We start from the raw sequence: 20,336 nt of genomic DNA on the forward strand, positions 1-20,336 counted from the left end.
TGACTGACCGCCAAGACGATAGGTAAAGGGTAAGCAGTATCATGACAAAGAATGTAACGATTCTAGGCGCAACCGGCTCAATCGGATTATCAACATTAGACGTAATGCAACGTCATCCTAATGACTTCCAGTTGTATGCCGTAACTGGTAATACGAATGTTGAAGGCATGTTCGAAATTTGTCAGCAACACCAACCGGAAGTTGCCGTTATGGTCGATGAGCAGGCCGCTTTGTCACTTACAACGTTAGTCACAAATGCAGGTCTTAAAACTAACGTTCTTACTGGCGTTGATGCACTATCTGAGGTAGCAAGTGCCTCTCATGTCGATATCGTAATGGCGGCTATTGTTGGTGGCGCAGGTTTGATTCCTACTATGGCTGCCGCTAAAGCAGGTAAACGTATTTGTCTGGCCAACAAAGAAGCATTGGTCATGAGTGGTGACTTGTTTTTGAAGGCAGTACGAGAGAACGGCGCCGAGCTTTTACCTGTCGATAGCGAGCACAACGCTATTTTTCAAAGTTTACCGCCAGAAGTTCAACAAGGCGCAGAGTTGAGTCCGGCAGGGGTCCGAAAAATTCTATTAACGGGCTCGGGTGGTCCTTTCCTAGAACGTGATTTATCGACCTTTGATGTCATCACTCCAGAAATGGCTGTGGCCCACCCAAACTGGAGTATGGGCGCTAAAATTTCAGTCGACTCAGCGACCATGATGAACAAAGGACTTGAGTTTATCGAAGCTCGATTGTTATTTAATGCTAGTTTCGAGCAGATGGAAGTTATTATTCACCCTCAAAGTATCATTCACTCTATGGTCAGTTATAACGATGGTAGTGTTTTGGCACAAATGGGGCAGCCTGATATGCGAACGCCTATCGCCCACACGTTATCATATCCAAATCGAATTGAATCTGGCGTTGAACCTCTCGACTTTTCAAAAGTCGCAGATTTTTCTTTTCTGAAACCAGACTTTAATCGCTTCCCCAATTTGAGACTGGCACTTGAAGCGTCAAAGTTAGGGCAAGGTGCCACAACTGCACTTAATGCCAGTAACGAAGTAGCCGTTGCCGAATTCTTGGCAAAAAATGTTTCATTCAACGCAATAAGTCAAATCAACGAATTTGTGTTAAACAAACTTTCATCGAACAAGCCAAACTCGCTTGAAGATATCCTAGCGCTTGATGCTTTAGCGCGTCACGAAGCTCAATTACAAGCAAGGCAGCTTAGAGGAGTGTCGTGATGACGGATGTATTGGTTTCGATATTTAGCTTTATTCTCGCTTTAGGGATTTTAGTTTTTGTTCACGAATACGGACACTTTTGGGTCGCAAAGAAAAATGGCGTTAAGGTACTTCGTTTTGCCGTTGGTTTTGGTAAACCTATATATTCTTGGATGGGTAAAGATGGAACGGAATACGTCATTGGCGCAATTCCTCTTGGAGGCTACGTGCGAATGTTCGACACACGTGTCGACGAAGTTTCATCTCAAGAAGAACACTTAGCTTTTGATAAAAAGAACGTCTGGCAACGTATCGCCATAATTGCAGCTGGACCAATGGCAAATTTCGTTTTTGCCATTTTTTTAGTATTTATTATGTTGTTGAATGGCGTTCCTGCAATCAAGCCTGTTATTGGTGACGTTGAGCCAAAATCTATTGCTGAAAAGGGCGGTCTCCAGTCCAATCACGTTATTACGCATATAAACAACGAACCGGTTATCAGTTGGCAAGAAGCAACCTATGCCTTAATTGAGTCGGTTGGTAATAAAGAGATTCAAGTTGAAGTTGGCGAGCTCAACGACAATGCTCAAATCATAAAACCTACGACCAAATATCTACAAACAGACAATTGGACGCTTGATGATGGTGATCTTTTGTCTGGTTTGGGTATTACGCCTTACCGCCCAAGTCCAACGCTTTTTTTAGCCTATATCGATGATAAAGGCCCTGCCGCAGAAGCGGGTATTACAAAGGGCGACCGAATCGTCACCATAGACGGTAAGCTTATAACTGACTGGAATCAAGCGGTTGATATAATAGCCAATTCAGCTAATCAATCTGTTAATGTACAAGTTCAACGCCAAACCCAAATTTTAGATTTTTCCGTCAAAGTGCAGAACCGTCCGACAGAAGATGGTTTTTCTAGAGGCTATTTAGGAATAGCACCACAATCAGAACCTTGGCCAAAGGGCTATGTATTTACTAATCAATATGATATTTTGCCTGCAGTTTTTGGTTCTTTCGTGAAAACGTGGGAATTAATTGAATTAACATTCAAGATGATTGGTAAGTTCATTACCGGAAGCATTGGCCTTGATAACTTAAGTGGCCCTATCAGCATCGCACAAGGTGCTGGAATTAGTGCTCAATCTGGGATTATTTATTTTATTAGTTTTATGGCATTAATCAGTGTAAACCTCGGTGTCATTAACTTATTGCCACTTCCTGTCTTAGATGGTGGCCATTTAATGTATTTTATTATTGAACTTATCAGAGGAAAGCCTGTCTCTGAAAGGGTGCAGGAAATGGGATTCCGTTTTGGCGCAGTCGCGTTGATGCTTGTTATGGGGATCGCCTTGTTTAATGATTTTGCTCGGTTATAGTGCGTTGTAACCGAAATGCAGTAGTTGTATTGGAATTAGAATAATAATGAAACGAATTTTAGCCGGTCTGATATTAGTAAGTTCAAGCTTTTTAGCGAATGCTAGTGAAGACAAATTTGTCATTGAAGATATCCGTGTAGATGGCCTCCAGCGTGTGGCGCTCGGTGCTGCATTAACTCACGTCCCATTTAACGTTGGGGACAATATCTCAGAATTTTATGTTGGTCAGTCAATCAAGCGACTCTACGAGTCTGGCTTTTTTGCTGACATAGAAGTATACCGTGACGGTAACGTTGTGGTTTATAAAGTTATCGAACGACCTACCATTAGTGAAATTGAGTTAGACGGTAACAGCGATCTTAAAGACGAGCAGCTAATGCAAAGTCTTGAAGACAGCAACATACGTGTTGGTGAGTCACTCGATAAAGCCATATTGACCGAAGTAGAAAACTCAATCGTTGAGTTTTATCACAGCGTTGGTAAATATAACGCCTCTGTAAAAGCTAAGGTCACGTACTTACCGCGTAATCGCGTAAAAATTCTATTTGAATTTAATGAAGGTGACGCGGCTTCTATTCGTCAAATCAACATCATCGGCAACGAAGTTTTTAATGATGATGAACTTCTCAATCAAATCGAAAGTAAACAAAACCTAGCTTGGTGGCAGTTCCTTGATAATGACCGTTATCAAAAACAAGCCTTGCAAGGCGATATGGAAACCATCAAAGATTACTACCTTGATTATGGTTACTTGCGATTCAACATCGATTCTACTCAAGTATCTATTGGTCCAGATAAAGAGTCGGTTTATGTAACGTTTAACGTGACAGAAGGCGAACCGTATACGGTTAAGAGCTTTGAATTAATCGGTGACCTTTTAGGCCAGGAAGATCTAATCAAACAGATCATCCCAATTCAGTTAGATGAAACGTACAACGGTTCATTAGTGACTTATGCTGAAGAGATGGTGACGAAGTACTTAGGGCGCTTTGGTTATGCAAACGCGAAAGTAACCACTTACCCTCAGCTTAATGATGAAACCAAAGAAGTAGACCTAACCATTAACGTTGAACCTGGCAAACGTGTTTATGTAAGACGCATTAAGTTTGTTGGTAACTATGCAACGTCAGATGAAGTATTACGTCGTGAACTACGCCAGTTTGAAGGTGCGACGCTATCGAATAACTTACTTGAGTTGTCTAAAACACTCATTCAACGTCAAAAGTTCATCGAAAATGTTGAATTTGCAGTACAAGAAATTCCAGGTGAAGACGACCTAGTTGACGTTACGTTTACTGTCAAAGAACAAGCTTCTGGTTCATTCCAAGCTGGTGTGTCTTATGGTGACTACACAGGTTTAGCGTTTAATGCTTCTATTCAACAAGAAAACTTCTTGGGTACAGGTAACTCAGTCGGTATTTCACTTAATACTTGGAAGGCACAGCAAACCATTGCCCTAAACTACATGGATAACTTCTTCACCGAAGATGGTGTTTCATTAGGTGGTCAAATTGCTTACAGTAACTACGATGCGTCAAAAGTTAACCTAATCACCTATTCTCGTAAGACGGTAACGGTTGGGCCTACACTTAGCTGGCCGGTAATGGAAAACAACCGTGTTAACGTTGGTTTGGCATACAAAAACTTAGAAGTATCGTCACTGCAAAGTTATGACCAAATTAAAACGTTTACCGAACCGTTTATCGACCCAAGTGACCCTGATGCGAAGTACAAATTTAGAAACCTTGAAGCCAATATTGGTTGGCAACGTAATACACTAAACCGAGGAGTCTTCCCTTCAGCGGGTTCGAGCCAATACTATGGCCTTAAGGTTACGACACCAGGTTCGGATGTAGAGTACTTTAAGTTGTCATTTGATTCTAAGTTCTACTTCCCGTTGTCACGCGACCACAGCTGGACTGTGTTGGCTCGACTAGAAGCTAACTATGGTAATGGCTTCGGTTCGTTAAATGGTAACGATCAGATTTTACCTTTCTGGGAGAACTTCCAGCAGCGCTCGAATGACCTGCGTGGTTTTGAAAGTAATACAATTGGTCCACGCGGTATTAATCGTACCTTAACGTCGATTGTTGGTGGCCCTAATGAGCTTGGTGAATTGGACACTATTTACATTGGCTCAGAAAACGATAGATTATCTACCACTTTCCGTTCTACCGGTGGTAACGCATCTGTATTTGGTGGTATCGAATTAATCACACCAACACCGTTCTTGGAAGATGAGATGGCTAATTCAGTGCGCACATCAGTGTTTGTTGATGTGGGTAATGTTTGGGATACAGAATTCGATTACGATGCTTATGAGGGCATGATTGATCAACGTACGGGTACAAACATTGTTGATTATTCAGACCCAGGTCGTTATCGTGTATCAAGCGGTGTTTCCTTACAATGGCTATCGCCAATGGGACCACTAGTCTTCACTTGGTCACGTCCTTTGAAAGAATATGATGAGGACAAACATGAAGTATTTAGTTTTAATATCGGAACTACATTCTAGGACAAATAGTTCTTTAATTTTGGAGTAAAAAATGACACTAGCAAAAAAAATCTTGGCCTTAACAACGGGCATCTTATTTTCGGTTTCAGCTTGGGCTGAGTCGATTGCAGTAGTAGACGTTCAGAAAGTTGTTTCACAGCTTCCACAAATGGCGGCAATGCAACAACAGTTACAGCAGGAATTTGCTGGTGCGGCTGAAGAAGTAGAAAAGCTTAAAAGCGACATTCAGTTCAACATGGAAAAATTCCAACGTGAATCGATGACAATGAGCCAAGAGCAGCAAGACAAGCTTCGTGGTGAGATTGAAGAAATGCAAAAGCAATTCCAAGCTAAAGCACAGCCACTTCAAGAAAATATTCGTCGTCGTCAAGCAGAAGAGCGCAACAAGATCATGGCTATCGTTAAACAAGCGGTTGACCAAGTTGCAGCTGAAGAAAAAATTGACGTAGTGTTACAAGCACAATCGGTTGCTTTTGTTACACCTGAGAAAGACATTTCTGCGCAAGTAGTCGAAAAAGCGAGTAAAATTAAGTAAAATAGCTTTTACTAATTTGGAAACCCACTTTAGTCTCTAAAGTGGGTTTTTGTTTGTCTGGAGATCTTAAATGAGCCATACCCTTCGTCAGCTAGCCGATCATATCGAACAACACGCTGGTCTTGCCGTCACTATTTTAGGCGATGAAGAATTTGTTATTTCAAAATTATCTACCATTGAGTCCGCAGGCAACACCGATATAACCTTTTTAGCGAATAAAAAGTATAAGAAACACCTAGAGGGCTGTAAGGCTGGTTGCGTGATCTTAAGCGAAGATTCAACGGACAGTTGGCAAGGTAATGCGCTCGTTTTAGCTAATCCTTACGTTGGCTTTGCACTGGTTGCACAATTACTCGATACCACGCCTGCACCCGCGACAAATATTCATCCTTCTGCCGTGATTCACGAGTCGGCTAAGCTTGGCGCAAACGTAGCAATTGGACCAAATACTGTCATCGAACAGGACGTTGTCTTACACGATGATGTACAGATCGGAGCAGGTACGGTTATTGGGCAAGGTACAATTGTCGGCGCAGGCACTCGAACATGGTCAAACGTCTCCATCTATCACAATGTCACTATCGGTGCGCAATGTTTAATTCAAGCAAATACAGTGATAGGTTCGGACGGTTTTGGATATGCACCACTTAATAAAGACGGCGATCAACATTGGATTAAAATCCCACAAATTGGTGGGGTGACCATTGGCGATGGTGTCGAGATTGGTGCTTCAACAAGCATTGACCGCGGTGCAATCAATGACACTGTAATCGGCAATGGGGTTATTTTAGATAACCAAATACAAATAGGACATAATGTCGAAATTGGCGACTTTTCAGTTGTGGCTGGTGCAACAGCCATTGCCGGAAGTACCAAAATTGGAAGAAATGTCACCATTGGTGGATGCTGCTCAATTGTCGGTCATATCACGATATGCGACAGAGCTTTCATCACTGGGCGTGCATTTGTAATTAATGACATCAAGGAACCAGGAGTCTACTCCTCGGGGATGCCTGCAACAACGAATAAAGAGTGGCGTAAAAATACGGCACGCTATAAAAAACTAGACGATTTGTTTGGTCGCGTTAAAGAGCTAGAAAAGCAAGCACCAAGCAAATAGATTGCAGCTTTGTAAGGAGACACATTTTGTCTGAGCAATTAAATTCATTTGAAATCGAAAAAATCATGTCTTATCTACCACATAGATACCCTATGTTGTTGATAGACCGCGTCTTGGATTACAAAGAGGGTGAAACGCTTCACGCGATTAAAAACGTCACCATCAATGAGCCAATTTTCACTGGTCACTTTCCGGGGAAGCCAGTTTTTCCAGGCGTATTGATTTTGGAAGCAATGGCCCAAGCAACGGGTTTACTTGGTTTTAAAACCATTGAAGCGCAAAAAGGTGAAGTTGATCCAAATGAGCTATATTTATTTGCAGCAATCGACAATGCACGTTTTAAACACCCAGTTACACCGGGTGACCAAATGCATTTCCACGTTAAATTCATAAAAGAACGTCGAGGTATATGGAAGTTCTCGGGTGAGGCACTAGTGGATGGTAAGTTGGCAGCTAGCGCTGAGATTATGTGTGCTCGCCGCGTTTTATAAACCATTAATATTGATATAAAGAGATCTTGATTTGATACACGAAACAGCAATTATTTCAGAATCAGCAAAACTAGGTAACAACGTTTCCGTTGGTCCTTATTCTGTAATCGGTGACGATGTTGAAATTGGCGATAATACCGTTATTCACTCTCATGTTGTTGTCAAAGGCCCATCTAAGATTGGTAAGAACAATGAATTTTACCAATTCTCGTCTATCGGTGAAGACTGCCAAGACAAAAAATACGCGGGTGAGCCAACTCGTTTAGAAATGGGTGACAATAACATCGTTCGTGAAAACGTGACAATTCACCGCGGTACCATTCAAGATCAAAGCTTGACCAAAATAGGCAGTAATAACTTGTTCATGGCCTACACTCACGTCGCTCACGATTGTATGATTGGTGATAATGTAATTTTTGCAAATAATGCGAGTGTTGCAGGTCATGTTCACGTAGGTGACTGGGCTATTCTAGGTGGTATGGTTGGTGTTCATCAGTTTGTTAAAATTGGTGCGCACGCTTTTATCGGGCTTAACAGTATCGTGGTAAAAGATGTTCCACCATATTTGATGGCATCTGGAAATGGAGCCGAACCAAAAGGACTGAATAGTGAGGGCTTAAAACGTCGCGGTTTTACGTCTGAGCAAGTCAGCGCAGTTAAAAAGGCTTACCGCACGGTTTATCGCAAAGGGTTAACTGTCGCGGAAGCCCTGGCAGAGCTAGATACATCAGAGCCATGTGTAGAAGATTTTGCATCATTTATTAAAAACTCTTCTCGGGGTATCATTAGATAAATAGTCTAATTCAACTGTAATTATGTCGAAATTAAAAATAGGCATTATCGCCGGAGAACACTCTGGCGACTTACTAGGCGCTGACTTAATGTCGGCGCTTATTGATCTTGCCAATCAATCTGCTCAACAATCAAATCAAGCCGAACCGATAGATATTGAATTTCGTGGCGTAGCAGGCCCTAAGATGCAAAAGCTTGGCTGTTACAGCTATTTCAATATGGAAGAGTTGGCTATCATGGGCCTCGTCGAAATTCTTAAGCAGCTTCGCCCCTTACTTAAGCGCCGTAAAGAGCTAGCTAAAGACCTCATCGAGTGGCAACCAGACGTGGTGATTGGTATTGATGCCCCAGAGTTTAACTTAGGGTTAGAGCTAATGTTAAAAGAGCAGGGTATTAAAACGGTTCACTACGTGAGCCCATCGGTTTGGGCGTGGCGTCAGTCTCGTATCAATAAAATCAAAAAGGCGTGTGATAAGGTGCTAGCCTTACTGCCTTTTGAAAAAGCGTTTTATGACAAACACGATATGCCTTGTGACTTTGTCGGCCATACTTTGGCAGATCAAATTCCATTACAAGATCAGCAAGCGGTATGTCGCGAGAACTTAGACATAGCACAGAGTGATAAAGTACTAGGTGTTCTTCCTGGCAGTCGTGGTTCAGAAATTAAATTCTTACTGCGTCCGTTTTTACAAACGGCAAAAGAACTGCAACAGAAAGTGCCGAACCTCAAAGTTTTAGTCCCGACGGTGAACGAATATCGTCGCAACCAAATCCAAACCGTCATCGATAGCGAATTTGCAGAATTAAATGTCCAAGTGTCTATTGGTAACGCGCGTGACGTTATGGGCGCGTCAGATGCGGTTTTATTAGCATCAGGCACGGCGACGTTAGAAACCATGTTAATGAAAACGCCGATGGTCACTGCCTACAAGCTAAGTTGGCTAAGCTTTCAAATCTTCTCACGAATGATGAAAACCAAATTTTTTACATTGCCTAATTTACTTGCCGGTGAAAAAGTGGTGGAAGAACTCATTCAAGAAGACGCGACAGTAGAGAATATGGTTTCACACTTGTTGCCGATGTTAAAAACAGAACAAACGGAAATGAAATCGCGTTTCCATCAAATACACACCGATATTAAACGCGACGCCAGTAAACGAGCGGCGGCGTCGATTTGGGAATTGTTAAAACAAAAGTAACATTTCCGATTAGAAGAGTATTAATTATGACAACAAAAACCCCAGTGATAATGAATGAGCAGACGTATGTTCGTCCTGAAGTGCGTTTAATTGCCGGTGTTGATGAGGTAGGACGTGGCCCTTTAGTAGGAGATGTCGTCACCGCTGCCGTTATTTTAGATCCGAATAAACCAATTGAGGGCCTCAATGACTCAAAGAAACTGTCGGAGAAAAAGCGCAACGCCTTAGCTGAAGAAATCAAAGATAAGGCATTGTCTTGGTCAATTGGTCGTGCCGACCCAAGTGAAATAGATGAGCTCAATATATTGCACGCCACTATGCTTGCTATGCAACGTGCAGTTGCAAGGCTAGACACACAACCAGAACACGTATTTATCGATGGTAATCGCGTACCAAATTTGCCGATGCCAGGTAATGCTGTGGTAAAAGGGGATGGGCTTGTCGCTGAAATCAGTGCCGCGTCGATTTTGGCGAAAGTAGAAAGAGACAACGAAATGGCTGAGCTCGACAAAATTCACCCGGAATACGGCTTTGCGAAGCACAAAGGTTATCCAACAAAATTACACTTCGAAATGCTTGCCAAATACGGTCCAACACCGCACCATAGGAAAAGTTTTAAGCCAGTTCAAAAAGCACTTGGCTTAGTGGAATAATTAACTCAATTGTCAACGTTACCTAATAAATAGAGCTCAAGAACCAAGTGCCGAATCAAGAAACGTCAATAACACAACCATCAGAGTCCCCTATGTCACAAAGCAATACGTCCGATCCTAAATTTGTTCATTTGAGAGTCCATAGTGACTTTTCAATGATGGATGGCTTGGCGAAAGTCAAAAAGATTTTGGGGCAAGCCAAAGAGATGAATATGCCGGCTTTGGCGCTAACAGACCAAATGAATTTGTGTGGTTTGGTTAAGTTCTATGAAGGGGCTCATGGCGCTGGTATTAAACCGATTATAGGTGTTGATGTATGGATGAAACGGGCTGACGATGAACCGCTGTTTCGCTTAACCTTAATTGCCAAAAATAACGATGGTTATAAAAACATAACCATGTTGATCTCAAAGGCATATCTAAGAGGCTCGTACCAAGGGAAAATGGCCATTGATAAAGAATGGCTAGCCGAACACAAAGAAGGCATTATCATTTTATCAGGCGGCTTTTCTGGTGATCTCGCGTTTGCAATGAGCAAACACAATCAAAAGCTTATTGATGAAGTACTGAGTTTTTATCAGACTCACTTTGTCGATCATTTCTATATTGAATTAACCCGCACGGGACGCCCAAATGAAGGCATGTATATAGAGCAAGCCGTCGACATTGCAGAAAAGCACCAAATTCCTGTGGTGGCGACTAATGAAGTTGTCTTCATGGCTGCAGAAGATTTTGAAGCGCACGAAGTTCGCGTATGTATTAACCAAAAAATGACGATTGACGATAAAAATCGTCCCAAAAATTACAGTGCCGAACAATACCTCAGATCTGAAGAGGAAATGTGTGAGCTATTTGCTGATATTCCGTCGGCATTACAAAACTCAGTTGAGATAGCGAAACGATGTAACGTTACGGTTCAACTTGGTACGTATTTCCTACCTGAATGTCCGACAGATGGTATGACCGAAGCCGACTACTTAGTTAAGGTATCGGAAGATGGCTTGGAAGAACGACTCGAGTTTTTATTTCCGGACCCTGAAGTACGAAAAGAAAAACGCAAAGAATACGATGAGCGTTTGGACATAGAACTTAAAGTTATTAACCAAATGGGATTTCCTGGTTACTTCCTCATCGTTGCCGAGTTTATCCAGTGGAGTAAAGACAACAATATTCCAGTGGGACCGGGGCGAGGTTCTGGTGCCGGTTCATTGGTTGCTTACGCGCTTAAAATTACCGATCTTGATCCACTCGAATTTGCATTGTTATTCGAACGATTCCTAAACCCTGAACGTGTATCGATGCCGGATTTTGACGTCGATTTCTGTATGGACCGACGCGATGAGGTAATCGACCACGTTGCCGAACTTTACGGGCGAGATGCCGTTTCACAGATCATTACTTTTGGTACGCTTGCTGCTAAAGCCGTTATTCAATCGGTTGGGCGAGTGATGGGACTACCATTTGGTTTTGTTGATCGCATCTCGAAGCTTATTCCTGGCGATCCGGGTATTACCCTTGAAAAAGCGTGGAAAGCCGAGCCTCAACTTGAAGAAATTTACCAACAAGACGATGACGCTAAAGAGCTCATCGATATGGCAAGAAAACTGGAAGGTGTCACTCGAGGTGCCGGTAAGCACGCCGGTGGTGTTGTAATCGCGCCCACCAAAATTACTGATTTTGCTCCTTTATATTGTGATGACGAAGGCAAGAACCCGGTTACACAGTTCGACAAAAACGATGTTGAAACGGCCGGCTTGGTTAAATTTGACTTCTTAGGCCTACGAACGCTAACTATTTTGCAATGGGCCATTGATATGGCCAACAGCCGTATCGAAAACGAAGAAGATTATATCGATATCGCCGCTATCCCGGTAGACGATCCCGCGAGCTTCAGAATGTTAATGAATTCTGAAACAACCGCGGTATTCCAGCTCGAATCGTCTGGTATGAAGAGCCTAATCAAAAAGCTTCAGCCAGATTGCTTTGAAGATATTATCGCTTTGGTAGCCTTATTCCGCCCAGGTCCGCTTGACTCAGGCATGGTTGACAACTTTATCGAACGTAAACACGGTCGTGAAGAAGTTGCTTACCCGGATCATGAATATCAACACGACTGTCTAAAAGAAATTCTCGAGCCGACGTACGGCATCATTCTCTATCAAGAGCAAGTGATGCAGATAGCACAGGTAATGGCGGGGTATTCTCTCGGTGGCGCTGACTTACTTCGTCGTGCGATGGGTAAGAAGAAGCCAGAGGAGATGGAAAAACAACGCGGGACCTTTGCCGAAGGTGCCAAGAAAAACAACATCGATCCAGACTTGGCGATGAAGATTTTTGACTTGGTAGAAAAGTTCGCGGGTTATGGCTTCAACAAATCTCACTCGGCGGCTTATGCTCTTGTTTCTTATCAAACCTTATGGATGAAGTGTCATTATCCGTCAGAGTTTATGGCGGCAGTTATGTCAGCCGATATGGATAATACCGACAAAATCGTTACTTTAGTCGACGAGTGTGACCGCATGAAGCTCGTTATCGAGCCACCAAATGTGAACTCGGGAGAATACAAATTTACTGTAAACGATGAAGGTCATATTGTTTATGGTATCGGCGCGATTAAAGGTGTTGGGGAAGGCCCAGTTGAAGCTATCCTTGAGGCGCGTGAAAGCGGTGGTGACTTTAAAGACTTATTTGATTTTTGTTCACGAGTTGATGTTAAACGAATCAACAAACGCGTAATGGAAAAACTAGTGTTATCCGGTGCCCTTGATCAACTAGGCCCAGAGCCACACAGTCAAGAAAACCGTAGCGTGATAATGGCAAGCCTAGAAGATGCCATGAAGGCGGCAACACAACACGCCAAAAACGCCGATGTGGGTCAAGAAGACTTATTTGGGTTATTCGATACCTCACACGAGGAAGTAAAACCTCAATTTAAAGAAGCCGCTCCTTGGTCTGATGCGGTTTGGCTGCAAGGTGAGAAAGATACCCTTGGACTGTTTTTAACAGGTCATCCAATTAACGCTTATCGAAAAGAGCTGCGTCACTACACAAAAATTAAATTATCTGAAGTCGAACCGACAAGGCGTGACCAAAGTGTCACAGTTTGTGGCTTGATCATCGATATGCGAGTTCTTGTCAATAAAAAAGGTCGAAAGTGGGCTTTGGTCACAATTGATGATAAAAGTGGTCGTTTAGATTTCCGGTTATTCCCCGAACAGTTCGAAATGTTCCAAGATTTGTTGCAAACTGGTCAAATTGTCGTCGTTTCTGGACAGGTCAGCTTTGATAATTTTAGTGACGGCAATACAATGACTGCGCGTGATGTGATGTCTTTGACCGTAGCCCGTGAAAAATTTGTCCGCAACATCAAGCTAGATGTCGCAAGTGAGCAACAAGCAACAACTGTAATGGACAAATTAAAGCGAATATTATTACCGTACAAAGATGGCACAACACCCATTCGTATTAGCTATCAAAATCAGGTGGCTAGCGCTGAACTCGAACTTGGTACAGCGTGGCGGGTTAGTCCTGATGAACAATTATTGATAGACATACATGAGAACTTGGCCATCGAGCCGAAATTGGAATTCTAGAAGCTGAGCTTGGGATTGAGCTTGGCCGTTTAAATTAATAACTGGTGGTAAAATGAGTCTCAATTATCTTGAGTTTGAACAGCCGATTGCAGAATTAGAAGCAAAAATTAATGAGTTACAAAGCGTTAACCGCGGTGGCGAACTGGACTTAGGGTTAGAAGAAGAAATTTCTAACCTAAAAGAAAAAAATCGTGAGTTAACAGAAAAGATTTTTAACAATTTGGGGGCATGGCAAGTTGCGCAAATTGCACGTCATCCATTGCGTCCATACACAAAAGACTACATTGAACGTATTTTCACTGAGTTCGATGAGCTAGCAGGCGACCGCACTTATGCAAACGATCTAGCCATCGTTGGTGGTATTGCTCGTTTAGATGATGAGCCAGTGATGATTATAGGCCAACAAAAAGGCCGTGATACTGCTGAAAAGATTAAACGTAACTTTGGTATGCCAAAGCCAGAAGGCTACCGTAAAGCATTGCGCTTAATGGAAATGGCCGAGCGCTTTGATATGCCAATCATTACCTTCATCGATACACCGGGTGCTTATCCAGGTATCGGCGCAGAAGAGCGTGGCCAAAGTGAAGCGATTGCACGTAACTTGAAAGTCATGTCTGGTCTTAAAGTTCCCGTCGTTTGTACCGTAATTGGCGAAGGTGGTTCTGGTGGTGCATTAGCGATTGGTGTTGGTGACCGTGTAAATATGCTTGAATATTCAACGTACTCGGTAATTTCTCCAGAAGGTTGTGCGTCTATTTTATGGAAGAGCGCAGCAAAGGCGCCAGATGCTGCGGAAGCTATGGGTATTACAGCCGCTAAAATCAAAGAGTTAGACTTGATTGATAATATCGTTAAAGAGCCATTAGGTGGTGCACACCGTGATATGGACAAGATGGCCGCAAATTTAAAGCAACGTATCAAACAAGACTTAACTGACCTTAGAACCTTATCTAAAGAAGAGTTATTAGATAAGCGTTACGAGCGACTTATGGCGTTTGGTTACCTATAAGTTGTAGAGAAAAGCATTAAGCGCAATATCAAAGCGACTAATTTGAAATTTAGGTTTTGAATGTCATCGCGCTAAATAAAACTTGATAGTAAAGTAAAAATTAAAAGCCATCTGGTGACTGATTCACCCGGTGGCTTTTACTTATCTGCTTCTAGCACGCATAATAAACACAGCCTTTGTTTATTCTATTAAGTCCTTGTATGAGCTCACATAATCAAACCAAAAACCAAGCAGATTTTGCTAGTGGTTCATTAGCAAACCACGTGTTTGGCTTTTTGCAATCAAACAACTTGTTAGGGCGACCATTAGTCGTAGCCTTGAGCGGTGGATTGGATTCTATGGTGATGCTCAGTGTAATGTTAGAAATAAGGCGCAGTATTGACCAAGATATCAACCTTAGTGCGATACATGTCAATCATGGTTTGAGCTCAAATGCAAAAGATTGGCAAAGCTTTGTTACACGATTTTGTCAGTTCAACCAGGTAGAGTTACAAACAGAAACGTTGTCACTTAAAAAGCAGAGTCAGCACTCTTTAGAGCAACAGGCCAGAGATGCAAGATATAAAGCGATAGCTGAACTCGCGCCGTCACAGGCTGTGGTATTAACAGGGCATCATCAACAAGATCAATTTGAAACGTTTTTGTTGAGGTTAAGTCGAGGGGCTGGAGTAAATGGATTGGGTGCGATGCGTGAGCTTACAAAACTTCCAGTAGAGTCTTATTCCGAAAAAGGCATTAGACTCGCAAGACCTTTACTTCCTTACTCACAAAATTTTCTCGTTGAATACGCAACAGACAACAATTTGGAGTGGGTAGAAGATGAGTCTAATCAAAACGTAGAGTTTGATCGCAACTTTATTCGTCACCGAATTACACCGGCATATATTCAACGATGGCCGCATTTTATCGATGCCGTTTACAAGTCCACTCAGCACCTCCAAGAAGAAGGAGACTTGTTAGCTGAGTATTTAAATCAGGATTTAGCGCCACTAATTGTAACGCATTCGTTTGGCCAGCTTGAAGAGGTAGACGGTGTGCAGACCCATTTGTTTCAATTTAGAGGCCTAGATTTACAGGCGCTATTCGATTTGCCACAAATTAAACAAAGACCGCTAATCCGACTTTTTGTAAACCAGGTAACGGGAAAACCACCAACATCAAAGGGCCTTGAGCAGTTAATGACTTCTGTCATTGAGGCTAAAAAAGACAAGCAACCAGAATTGTTACTCAATGGCTTTACTGTTCGACGTTTTAAAGAGACATTATTTTTAGTCTCCGAGCAGGAATTAACGACGAGAAAAGAGCAGTTGGCAACACAGCTTACGATAAAGGGTGTGGAATCAGAAGAACTAAAATTAGTTTTTGATCACACTAAATTGACGTTGCAACCAAACGCTAATTCGGGCACCAAAAAAATATCCCAGTTATTAAAGCAAAAAGGCTGCCCAGCTTGGTTGAGAGCCTTCGTACCTGTCTATTTAAATGGAATCGATGTGGTCAGTGTTGTAGGGTATGCGACTGACATAAACTACCAGTCGCAAGTCAGTATTAGGCTGACATAATACAGTTTTTACCGGCGTGTTTGGCAGCGTACAGCGCCTTATCTGCCTTGGCAAAAAGACTGCTTGTTGTATCCATCGATTCAAAAACGGCGCAGCCGACACTCACACCAACGCTGTATTTTAACGAGATGTCAGAATCGTCGATACTAGACTGTAAGCGCTCACCTACAGCAAGCGCCGAATTAATGTCTTGACCATCCAATATGATTGCAAATTCATCGCCACCAAATCGGAACGCTTGATCAGTACCTCGGATGCTATCTTTTAACATTTGAGTAAACTTAATTAAAATTTCATCTCCAATTAAGTGACCGTAACCATCATTGACTTGTTTAAAATTATCAAGGTCTAACAACATTAGGGTAAACGGTGTTGCATGTCGCTTGGCTGAACAAATAGCACGACCAATACTGTCATCGTAGTTAGCTCGATTGCCGATATTGGTCAACGGATCTTTTAATGCTAATTGTTGTAACTGCCAAAATGCTAAGGCGTTTCTCAACGGAAATACCAAACGCTTTTGAAAATTACTCAATGATGACAACAAAATATCAGTTACCGGCTTGACCGAGTAATAGTTCACTCGACCCATTAGTCTATCGTCAATTTGAATCGGTAGTGCTAACTCAAATAGTGTCGAATCTACCTTTCCTGCGCTAAACTTTCCGTGATAGGTGTCGAGTTCAACACCTGAAACCTTGTGACTTGCGCCAATTGCATTGACATAGATTGCAAGTAGCTGCTCAATATCCAGCGTAGTTTGCAGTTGTTCCGTTAACGACGCAGGATCCTGTACGGTCGAGTTATAACCCGTCCAACCAGACACAAAATTAGACTTTGAGTCGGTGTTGATTACGTCTAAATGACTGATGTAATCCATCTGGTCTCCCAAAGCGAGTCGCTTTAATAAAAATAGTAATGTCTTGTGATAAGCGAAAGTCGTGCCAGTTTTGCAATAACATGATTCCAATAGAAAAAGGCAAAACTGATTAATTATTCTGCTACACTGACAAAAATTCGACGGCAATTGATTGCCAATGTTTTAGGAGAAAATGGCAGATTATGGATCACGGTTTTTTTGTGGAGCTGATTGTTTTATTGGCGACCTCCGTGTTTACGGTTTGGTTGTTTAAGCGATTGCGTTTACCCGCTATTTTGGCTTACTTAATTGCTGGTGTGATTGCTGGTCCAGAAGTTCTATCTGTTATCTCTGAACCTAAAGACTTGGTTTTGGTTGCTGAGTTGGGGATTGTTTTCTTGTTATTCAGTCTTGGTCTTGAGTTCTCTATTCCCAAATTATTGGCCATGCGACATTTGGTATTTGGTGTTGGTAGCGCCCAAGTCATCCTGACCTTGATGATCGTAATGTTACTTGTCGTGTCACTTAACCAGACTTGGGCGAGTGCGTTTGTTATAGGTAGTATCTTTGCTTTGTCCTCAACTGCGGTTGTCGTTAAGACGCTCAATGAGTCTGGACTTACTCAAACCAAACGCGGTCAAATCGCCATTTCTATTTTATTATTTCAAGATATAGCCGTTGTACCTTTTCTAATCGCAATACCGCTTCTCGGTGCTGATAGCGAAGGGAGCGTGATGTTTGCGATTTTAACTGCATTGGCTAAAGGTGCTGTCGTCGTAACGATCCTCTTATCGGTTGGTAAGTGGGTACTACCACGCTTATTCAATCAAGTCGCGCAAGTTCGCACTGATGAGCTGTTTGTACTGACGGCAATATTGGTAACTGTATTAGCTGGGACGTTGACTAATTTCTTTGGTTTGTCGATGGCGTTAGGTGCATTTTTGGCTGGCATGATGCTCAGTGAATCGCAATATAAACATCAATTGGAGGCGGACATAAGGCCATTTAGGGATATTTTAATGGGCTTGTTTTTTATTAGTGTTGGGATGGAGTTAAGCCTCAATGCAATGCTGAACCAGTGGCCACTTATTTTGTCAGGCATTGCGTTACTGCTGCTAATTAAAACGGTAATCATTAGACATTTGGCGGTGCTAGCCGGGCAGCGAAGTGAAGATGGCTGGGCGACGGGGTTAATGTTATTCCAGATGGGTGAGTTTGGTTTTGTATTGGTGGCACTGGCGCAGCAGTTTAATATCCTTTCTCCTGATATATCGGCTGCATTGCTTGGCATCGGTGTACTCAGTATGGCCGTAACGCCACTAATCATTAGTAAAGACAAAGAAATTATAAATGCTGGTGGGCGCTTGTTTGGCGTTAAAAACGAAGACTTTATCGAGCAACAAGAAGAAGTCGAATTTGAAACCAACCTAAGTGATCACGTAATAATTTGCGGGTTTGGTCGAGTAGGCCAAACGGTTAGTCGCTTTTTGCGTTCGGAAGCGGTGCCTTTTGTGGTTCTCGATGTCGACCCAATACGAGTAGCAGAAGCGCAAGCTGCGGGTGAAAACGTCCAGTATGGTCATGCGAGAGATAAAGCTATTCTCAAAGCGGTTAATGTTGATAAAGCCAAGCTTGTGGTGGTGACGTTTGGTGATTTGACCAAAACTCAAACCGTCATCAATAACGTTAAATCACTGTCTTCTAGTGCTCGAATCATGGTACGTACTAAGTCTGATGAGCACATGGCGTTTATTCTCGATGAGGGAGCTGACCAAGTCGTACCGGAAGCGCTAGAAGGAAGTTTGATGTTGGTTTCTCAAGTGTTATTTGAGTCTGGTGTTCCAATGTCTCGAGTTTTACGACGAATTCGAAAAGAGCGTGAAAATCGTTACGGCCAAATGCACGGATTCTATCAAGGTGAAACCACAGACTTGTCAGCTGATAAACGAGATCTATTAGAGTTTATTCACGCCATTAACATTTCGAGCTCTGCGTACGCCGTGGGCAAAACGCTTGCTAGTTTAAAACTTGAAGAAAGGCGGGTAGAAATTGTTGGCCTGCGTCGTGACAACCAAGAAATATCTTCACCAAAACCTGATACGGTTTTGAAGGCGCAAGATATTCTTGTTGTTAAAGGTAAACCTAGAAGGGTAGAGCGAGCAGAGCGGTTTGTTTTAACAGGTTAAACAGCGGCCTTATGTGGAGCTCGGGTGTATTTCTCGAGTTCCAAAAATTCTAATATTTCGTCTATACGTTCCAACCCATCCTCATAACCAATTTGAATGAGCTTTTCGGTAAAGGGCTTTTCAAACAAAATGTAACTTAATAACGCGGATTCGGAGTTTTGTTTTACGCCAAAAAAGCGCATCAAAAAGCGAATTGCTGGTGGCAAATGGCGATAATAATTTTGTGCTATTTGGTTGAAGTTACGACTTGGGTTAATCACTAGTGTATCAACCTTTTTTAGGCCAGTTTTTTCTTCACTTGCGTGCTCTAATGTTTGGTTTATTCTCTCTAGACGCTCAAGATCCGAATTCATTGAATCGGTAAATACAGTATCTAATAAATGCCCCGTAATCGCTGCCGAATTTGGGTGGAACTCAGAGTGGCCATAGTATTTGTCGTCACTGGGCTGGGCCACGCCAATTATTAATATTTTATTGGCACCTAAATGAATCGCAGGGCTTAGTGGTGATAATTGGTGAATGGCCCCATCACCGTAATAACTATTACCAATTTTTACGCTTGGAAATACCAAAGGAATCGCAGCTGATGCTAGCAAGTGACGAGGAGTGAGCACGGTTTTAACGCCTTTTCTCTTGGCCCGTGTCCACTCATTACTGTCTTTACTTTGAAAAAACGAAATAGAATTACCGTCGCTGTAACACGAAGCGGTAACAGAAATCGCGCTTAAGTGATCCGTTAATATATTTCTATCGATACGCTGAAAATTAACGACTTGTTTTAGCAAGGCCTTAAGCGGCTCATTATTTAATAAACTTGTCGCACGGTCTTGTCCTCGTTTACTAAATCGAGAAAGAAAATTCTTGAATAAATGTGAATAAACGCCAGTCCAACTACTCACATAAACTTGTTCCGTTTTAAAGTTCTTCCAAACCCATTCTGACTTTTTTACACCCAAATGAAAACACGACGCATGAGTTGCCAATGAGACCGCATTAATGGCGCCTGCAGAGGTACCATTAATGATTTTAAATGGTGATTTCTGGTTTCGAGGAAGGTGTGCGGCAATGGCTTTTAAAACGCCAATTTGATAGGCGGCTCGGGCACCGCCTCCAGACAAAATTAAACCTACAGTGGAAGGTGCTTTGGCTTGGCTAAATAACATCTTTTAATTTGTCCTATTGGAACTGTCCATATTACTGGGAAATACATTGGTCTTAGA

General features: G+C 42.4%; 15 protein-coding genes. 13 read left to right on the forward strand and 2 right to left on the reverse strand.

The annotated features are described in order from the left end of the window. Positions 1–41 precede the first annotated feature (41 nt). From ispC to tilS, 12 genes are all read left to right on the forward strand, one after another. A complete protein-coding gene (gene ispC, locus AC4E96_RS03590) occupies positions 42–1,238 on the forward strand; it encodes a 1-deoxy-D-xylulose-5-phosphate reductoisomerase (RefSeq protein ID WP_488031911.1) in 1,197 nt (398 codons plus the stop codon). Beyond that, positions 1,238–2,599 carry a sigma E protease regulator RseP gene (rseP, locus tag AC4E96_RS03595; RefSeq protein ID WP_490254927.1) on the forward strand — a complete coding sequence of 454 codons (1,362 nt, stop codon included), beginning with the start codon at positions 1,238–1,240 and terminating at the stop codon, positions 2,597–2,599. The genes ispC and rseP overlap by 1 nt, the downstream gene beginning before the upstream one ends. A 40-nt stretch (positions 2,600–2,639) precedes the next feature. Continuing rightward, the gene (bamA, locus tag AC4E96_RS03600; protein WP_488031964.1) at positions 2,640–5,117 is read left to right on the forward strand and encodes an outer membrane protein assembly factor BamA; all 2,478 of its coding nucleotides are present in this window, start codon (positions 2,640–2,642) and stop codon (positions 5,115–5,117) included. A 31-nt stretch (positions 5,118–5,148) separates the two neighbouring features. Continuing rightward, complete coding sequence (locus tag AC4E96_RS03605) at positions 5,149–5,652, forward strand: OmpH/Skp family outer membrane protein (RefSeq protein WP_488031909.1); 504 nt, start codon at positions 5,149–5,151, stop codon at positions 5,650–5,652. A 70-nt stretch (positions 5,653–5,722) separates the two neighbouring features. Beyond that, positions 5,723–6,772, forward strand: coding sequence for a UDP-3-O-(3-hydroxymyristoyl)glucosamine N-acyltransferase (lpxD, locus tag AC4E96_RS03610; protein ID WP_490254928.1), 1,050 nt, complete (start codon positions 5,723–5,725; stop codon positions 6,770–6,772). Between the two features lie 26 nt (positions 6,773–6,798). After that, the gene (fabZ, locus tag AC4E96_RS03615; RefSeq protein WP_488031907.1) at positions 6,799–7,263 is read left to right on the forward strand and encodes a 3-hydroxyacyl-ACP dehydratase FabZ; all 465 of its coding nucleotides are present in this window, start codon (positions 6,799–6,801) and stop codon (positions 7,261–7,263) included. A gap of 31 nt (positions 7,264–7,294) precedes the next feature. Next, positions 7,295–8,056, forward strand: a complete 762-nt coding sequence (lpxA, locus tag AC4E96_RS03620) for an acyl-ACP--UDP-N-acetylglucosamine O-acyltransferase (protein ID WP_490254929.1) — start codon at positions 7,295–7,297, stop codon at positions 8,054–8,056. A 22-nt stretch (positions 8,057–8,078) separates the two neighbouring features. Next, the gene (gene lpxB, locus AC4E96_RS03625; protein WP_490254930.1) at positions 8,079–9,254 is read left to right on the forward strand and encodes a lipid-A-disaccharide synthase; all 1,176 of its coding nucleotides are present in this window, start codon (positions 8,079–8,081) and stop codon (positions 9,252–9,254) included. A gap of 26 nt (positions 9,255–9,280) precedes the next feature. After that, a complete protein-coding gene (gene rnhB / locus AC4E96_RS03630) occupies positions 9,281–9,907 on the forward strand; it encodes a ribonuclease HII (RefSeq protein WP_490254931.1) in 627 nt (208 codons plus the stop codon). 92 nt (positions 9,908–9,999) lie between these two features. Next, positions 10,000–13,500 carry a DNA polymerase III subunit alpha gene (gene dnaE / locus AC4E96_RS03635; protein ID WP_490254932.1) on the forward strand — a complete coding sequence of 1,167 codons (3,501 nt, stop codon included), beginning with the start codon at positions 10,000–10,002 and terminating at the stop codon, positions 13,498–13,500. 52 nt (positions 13,501–13,552) lie between these two features. Then, positions 13,553–14,509 (forward strand): acetyl-CoA carboxylase carboxyl transferase subunit alpha, encoded by a 957-nt coding sequence (gene accA / locus AC4E96_RS03640; protein ID WP_488031902.1) that lies wholly within the window; start codon positions 13,553–13,555, stop codon positions 14,507–14,509. A gap of 200 nt (positions 14,510–14,709) precedes the next feature. Continuing rightward, positions 14,710–16,071, forward strand: a complete 1,362-nt coding sequence (gene tilS, locus AC4E96_RS03645) for a tRNA lysidine(34) synthetase TilS (RefSeq protein WP_490254933.1) — start codon at positions 14,710–14,712, stop codon at positions 16,069–16,071. Here tilS and AC4E96_RS03650 read toward each other — a convergent pair. Then, on the reverse strand, positions 16,058–16,951 hold the full coding sequence (locus AC4E96_RS03650; protein WP_488031900.1) for a GGDEF domain-containing protein: 894 nt from the start codon (positions 16,949–16,951) through the stop codon (positions 16,058–16,060). The genes tilS and AC4E96_RS03650 overlap by 14 nt on opposite strands. A 182-nt stretch (positions 16,952–17,133) precedes the next feature. On the opposite strand from AC4E96_RS03650, the gene AC4E96_RS03655 reads away from it, so the two are divergent. Continuing rightward, entirely contained in the window at positions 17,134–19,116 is a 1,983-nt protein-coding gene (locus tag AC4E96_RS03655; RefSeq protein ID WP_488031899.1) for a monovalent cation:proton antiporter family protein, read from the forward strand. Here the strand turns inward: AC4E96_RS03655 and AC4E96_RS03660 are convergent. Next, on the reverse strand, positions 19,113–20,279 hold the full coding sequence (locus AC4E96_RS03660; RefSeq protein ID WP_488031898.1) for a patatin-like phospholipase family protein: 1,167 nt from the start codon (positions 20,277–20,279) through the stop codon (positions 19,113–19,115). The two genes, AC4E96_RS03655 and AC4E96_RS03660, sit on opposite strands and share 4 nt — an antisense overlap. Between the last annotated feature and the right edge of the window lie 57 nt (positions 20,280–20,336).

The sequence above is a fragment of the Psychrosphaera sp. genome, assembly GCF_982872775.1.

What these genes read in the sequence shown, in the direction of transcription:
- ispC (WP_488031911.1), top strand. Translation starts at nt 42, where the DNA reads ATGACAAAGAATGTAACGATTCTAGGCGCAACCGGCTCAATCGGATTA.
- AC4E96_RS03650 (WP_488031900.1), bottom strand. Translation starts at nt 16,951, where the DNA reads ATGGATTACATCAGTCATTTAGACGTAATCAACACCGACTCAAAGTCT.
- AC4E96_RS03655 (WP_488031899.1), top strand. Translation starts at nt 17,134, where the DNA reads ATGGATCACGGTTTTTTTGTGGAGCTGATTGTTTTATTGGCGACCTCC.
- AC4E96_RS03660 (WP_488031898.1), bottom strand. Translation starts at nt 20,279, where the DNA reads ATGTTATTTAGCCAAGCCAAAGCACCTTCCACTGTAGGTTTAATTTTG.
- tilS (WP_490254933.1), top strand. Translation starts at nt 14,710, where the DNA reads ATGAGCTCACATAATCAAACCAAAAACCAAGCAGATTTTGCTAGTGGT.
- rseP (WP_490254927.1), top strand. Translation starts at nt 1,238, where the DNA reads ATGACGGATGTATTGGTTTCGATATTTAGCTTTATTCTCGCTTTAGGG.
- rnhB (WP_490254931.1), top strand. Translation starts at nt 9,281, where the DNA reads ATGACAACAAAAACCCCAGTGATAATGAATGAGCAGACGTATGTTCGT.
- lpxB (WP_490254930.1), top strand. Translation starts at nt 8,079, where the DNA reads ATGTCGAAATTAAAAATAGGCATTATCGCCGGAGAACACTCTGGCGAC.
- dnaE (WP_490254932.1), top strand. Translation starts at nt 10,000, where the DNA reads ATGTCACAAAGCAATACGTCCGATCCTAAATTTGTTCATTTGAGAGTC.
- lpxD (WP_490254928.1), top strand. Translation starts at nt 5,723, where the DNA reads ATGAGCCATACCCTTCGTCAGCTAGCCGATCATATCGAACAACACGCT.
- AC4E96_RS03605 (WP_488031909.1), top strand. Translation starts at nt 5,149, where the DNA reads ATGACACTAGCAAAAAAAATCTTGGCCTTAACAACGGGCATCTTATTT.
- accA (WP_488031902.1), top strand. Translation starts at nt 13,553, where the DNA reads ATGAGTCTCAATTATCTTGAGTTTGAACAGCCGATTGCAGAATTAGAA.